The sequence below is a fragment of the Mycobacterium sp. genome, assembly GCF_035653355.1.
Taxonomy (GTDB): Bacteria; Actinomycetota; Actinomycetes; order Mycobacteriales; family Mycobacteriaceae; genus Mycobacterium.
On sequence record NZ_DASRBZ010000518.1, the window covers coordinates 1 to 4,219 of the forward strand.

Below are 4,219 nucleotides of genomic sequence, written 5' to 3' on the forward strand. Positions count from 1 at the left end.
CGGTGAGCGCTCGTCGCACACCTGGTTCGTGCTGCGCGAGCTGCTCGGGCACCAAAACGTCAAGAACTACGACGGAAGTTGGACGGAATACGGCTCCCTCGTGGGAGTCCCGATCGAGTTGGGAAGCTGAATATGTGCACACCACCCAAGCAAGGACAGACGTTGCCGGCCAGCGTCGACCTGGAGAAGGAGACGGTGATCACCGGTCGCGTCGTGGACAGCTCCGGCCAGGCTGTCGGCGGGGCATTCGTGCGGCTGTTGGACTCCTCTGACGAGTTCACCGCCGAAGTCGTCGCGTCAGCCACCGGTGACTTCCGGTTCTTCGCAGCGCCGGGATCCTGGACGGTGCGCGCCTTGTCGCCCGCCGGTAACGGCGACGCAGTGGTGCAGCCGTCCGGCGCGGGCATCCACGAGGTCGACATCAAAGTCGCCTGAGGCCGGCCCGCGCCCGGCAACCCGGGTGGCGGCGCGCGAACTAGACTCGTGGCCGTGGTCCTGTTCTTCGAGATCATGCTGGTCGCGGCCGTCGTGGTCATCGCGTGGTTCGCGCTGTACACGCTGTATCGCCTCATCAGCGACGACTCGTGAGTTCTGCTGAAAACCGTGACCGGCTGGCGGGTCGGATCGGCTCTGGCGAGCGGGCACTGGCCGAGGCGGCCGAACGAGCCAAAGTGACTGCGGGCCGCAACATTCCGGTGTTCGACGACTTGCCTATCCCCGCCGACACCGCGAACCTGCGGCAAGGCGCCAACCTGAATGACGCGCTGCTGGCGTTGCTGCCGCTGGTCGGCGTGTGGCGCGGGGAAGGAGAGGGCCGCGGCGCTCACGGCGATTACCGGTTCGGCCAGCAGATCATTGTCAGCCACGACGGCGGTGACTATCTGAACTGGGAGGCCAGGTCCTGGCGGCTGACCGAGTCGGGCGAATACGAGGGCCTAACCCTGCGCGAGACGGGGTTTTGGCGCTTCGTCAACGATCCCGCCGACCCGACCGAGTCGCAGGCCATCGAGCTGCTGCTGGCCCACTCGGCGGGTTACGTCGAGTTGTTCTACGGGCGGCCGCGCACCCAGTCGTCGTGGGAACTCGTCACCGACGCGCTTGCCCGCAGCAAGTCCGGTGTCCTCGTCGGCGGAGCCAAACGGCTCTACGGCATCGTCGAAGGTGGCGACCTGGCCTACGTCGAAGAGCGGGTGGACCCCGACGGCGGGCTGGTGCCGCACCTTTCTGCGCGGCTGTCGCGGTACGCCGGATAGCGACACGAGGGTAGCCCGCGCCGCAATCGGGCCATAGAGGCCGGCAGGCCCGTTGCCGGTGCGCTGTTTCCCGTTCGACCCGCCGGGTCAGGTGCCATCATGTGCGGTGCAACCCCCAGGAGGGAGGCCCGCCATGCGTCGTGCCGCGATTTCCCGCGCGGTGACGTGGGTCGTGTCGGCGGTTGCCCTGGTTCTGCTGATTTGTCTGGCCGTGTTGGCACTGCACCCCTCGGCCGCTCAGTGGCTGCCTGGCTGGCTTCGGTGGTTCGGCGGGCCGGGATCATGGCCGACGATCGCGCTCGTGGTCGCGGTGCTGGCCGCGCTGTGCACGCTCGGCTTCCGGTCCGGCGGCAGTCACCGGTTGGTGACGGTCCCGTTCACTGTCATCACCGGACTCGTCACCGTCAGCGCCGTGCTGGGCTTCAGCTCGTACTGGAACTGTCACGACCCCACTCATCCAGCTTTCTTCACACCGCTGGTATGGGTGGCCTCGCTGGTCAAGGGCGGTACGGGCGACTTCGCGCTGGGTGGGCATGTGTGCCCCAACCCGACCCCGGCAGCGTTGGTGGTGGCGCGGCTGGCGGCGCTAGCGGCGATTTTCACCGGTTTGGGCGGCGTCGTGGTCACCCTGTTTCGGTCCCAGGTGGACCGGCTCCGCGCGAACCTTGCCGAGTCCGTCACCGCCATTGTCGGTATCGACGAAGACTCCCAGCCGATGGTCAGCGCGATCGCGCGGACACTGGACCGGCGCAGCACATTGGTCGTCATCACCGGTAGCGCCGACGAGCCCGCCGCACACAAGTCCCGCGCCCAGGGCGCCCGCGTGCTGGCGGTCGATTTGAACACACCGGCGAGCCTCGAGGCGCTACCGCTGTGGCGCCATCTCGGACGGCTCTACCTGATGTCGGCCGATCCCGCCACCAACCTCTCCAGGTTGGACGTGATCAGCCGTGCGCTGTCGGCGGACAGTAGCAGCCTTCGGGTGCCGCTCATCGTGCGTATCGATGACCCGTGGCTGGCCGAGGCATGGCGTGCTCAACAGTTCGGCGGATCCGACACCCGCTGGGCGGCAGACGTTGTCGGCAAGTACGAAGTGACCGCGCGCTGGCTGCTGGACAACATCGTCGAGGCGAAGACCATTGAGCGTGTATTCGTCTGCGGCGCTTCGCAATTGACACTGGCACTGTGTGCGGACCTGACTCGACGTTGCCTGGAACGCAACTACTACTCCGCACCCGGCGAGGCGCCATTGCCCGCGCTGACCCTGGTCGGCACAGAAGCCGAAGAATACCGCCAGGATCACGAGTTTTATCTTCGACAATCCGGATTCGTGTCGAGCGGGCCGGCCATCGACGCGGTGGCGGAGGCGCCCACGCTGTCGACCTTGATGCGACTGCTCGAAGACGGTGGTGCGGAAAACTGCGCTGTGATCTTCGTTGACGACCAAGCAGGCGGCCCGACGACCGGTACCAGGCTGGCGGCCCGCTTTCCCGCGATGCCCATTTATAGCTGGGATCCCAACGCCCGGATCGGCGAGGAGCCATTGCAAATCGTGGGCCGACTGCAGCCGTACGGACTGGCGTTGGATATGCCGGAGGGACAGGCCCAGGACGCCTGGGAGCGGGCAGCACGACTCATCCACGAGCGCTATGTCGCCACGCTCGACCCGGACGCACCCCGCTCCCCGGCGGCTTTGCCCTGGGAACAGCTTGACGACTTTTACCGCGGCTCAAACCGACGCCAGGTGCGCAACGCATTGTGGATGGTTGAGCAGATCGCGGGGCATACCTGGAACACGTGGGGCAGCCCCGCCGCGCCGCTTTCCGCCCGCGACATGGCCGGATTACCGCCGCTGGAACAGCTTGCCCGCATGGGTTTTGACCGCGATTCCGCACTGAAGATGGCGAAGGCAGAACACGAGGACTGGTGTCGCTATTACCGCCGGGCCGGCTGGAAGTACGGCCCGACTCGCGACGATCAACACCGGATCCACGACAAGCTCGTCGACTGGTCGGTCGTCGAAGGCAAGCCGGACCTGCTCAACGCCGCGGTGACGAGCCTGGCGGCCACCCTGTGGAGCTTGCGCCAGCTCGGATACCGGTCCCGCCCCCTGTGGCAGCCGTTCGTCCGGTCGGGCACAGTCACCGCCGAGCAACGCAGTACGCCGTGGACATGGACGTCGAAGACCGGCGACACCATGCGAGCCAACGCCGGAGACTGGGCGGTCCACCAGGATGGTGAGACGTGGTCGGTCAACGACGAAATCTTCCGGGCCACGTATGAACATGTCGGCGGTCGCACGTGGCGACGACGCGGACGGGTCCTCGCCCGGCCCGCGCAGCCAGGCGAAAAGGTCGAGACCCTGGAGGGCTGTGCGACCGCGTCGGAGCATGACTGGGTGGTGCGCGGCGCCGACGGGGAGGAGTGGCCGGTTTCCGGCGACGTATTTGCGCAAAGGTACACCGAATTGCATCCATCGACCGACGCCGAAACCCATGATGGAGGCGAATAGGTGTCGTCAGCAGATGGCAGCATTCGCCGGCTACCGGCTTGTTCGATGAAACGACGCAGCGGGACCTTGCTTTGGAGCGGGTGGGCGTTCCGCGCTTAGGAGAGTGCTATGGCGCTATTTGTCAGCTACTCGAGCCAAGACAGGTCGGCGATCGAGGCGCTGACGACGGCGCTTCGGCGGGCGCGCCAACAGATCTGGTTCGATGAAGAGCTAGCCGGCGGTGAAGCCTGGTGGGGCGAGATCCTGCGACAGATCCGCTCGTGTGAGGTATTCATCGTCGCGCTGTCGAATCACTCGCTCAGGTCCAAGCCCTGTCAGGCGGAGTTGCGCTATGCCCAGGCGCTGCAGCGACCGATCCTTCCCGTCCAAATCGGCCCGGTCGACAGCATGCGGGCCAATCCTCTTGCGGCACTTCAGATTATCGACTACCAAAACCCCACTGTTGACAGCAGTA

Annotated in this window: 4 protein-coding genes and 1 pseudogene; all 5 read left to right on the top strand. The window is 66.2% G+C overall.

Annotated features, from left to right (window positions below):
- Window positions 1-130 (top strand): annotated as a pseudogene (locus VFA16_RS17795) (sulfurtransferase); the annotation flags it as partial.
- Between the two features lie 2 nt (window positions 131-132).
- The gene (locus tag VFA16_RS17800; protein WP_083085236.1) at window positions 133-435 is read left to right on the top strand and encodes a DUF1416 domain-containing protein; all 303 of its coding nucleotides are present in this window, start codon (window positions 133-135) and stop codon (window positions 433-435) included.
- A gap of 149 nt (window positions 436-584) precedes the next feature.
- Window positions 585-1,253: an FABP family protein gene (locus tag VFA16_RS17805; protein ID WP_324969089.1), complete on the top strand. Its 669-nt coding sequence runs from the start codon at window positions 585-587 to the stop codon at window positions 1,251-1,253.
- A gap of 133 nt (window positions 1,254-1,386) precedes the next feature.
- Window positions 1,387-3,765 (top strand): hypothetical protein, encoded by a 2,379-nt coding sequence (locus VFA16_RS17810; RefSeq protein ID WP_324969090.1) that lies wholly within the window; start codon window positions 1,387-1,389, stop codon window positions 3,763-3,765.
- A gap of 108 nt (window positions 3,766-3,873) precedes the next feature.
- A partial coding sequence (locus VFA16_RS17815; RefSeq protein WP_324969091.1) for a toll/interleukin-1 receptor domain-containing protein occupies window positions 3,874-4,219 on the top strand: 346 nt, incomplete at its 3' end.

What these genes read in the sequence shown, in the direction of transcription:
- VFA16_RS17800 (WP_083085236.1), top strand. Translation starts at nt 133, where the DNA reads ATGTGCACACCACCCAAGCAAGGACAGACGTTGCCGGCCAGCGTCGAC.
- VFA16_RS17810 (WP_324969090.1), top strand. Translation starts at nt 1,387, where the DNA reads ATGCGTCGTGCCGCGATTTCCCGCGCGGTGACGTGGGTCGTGTCGGCG.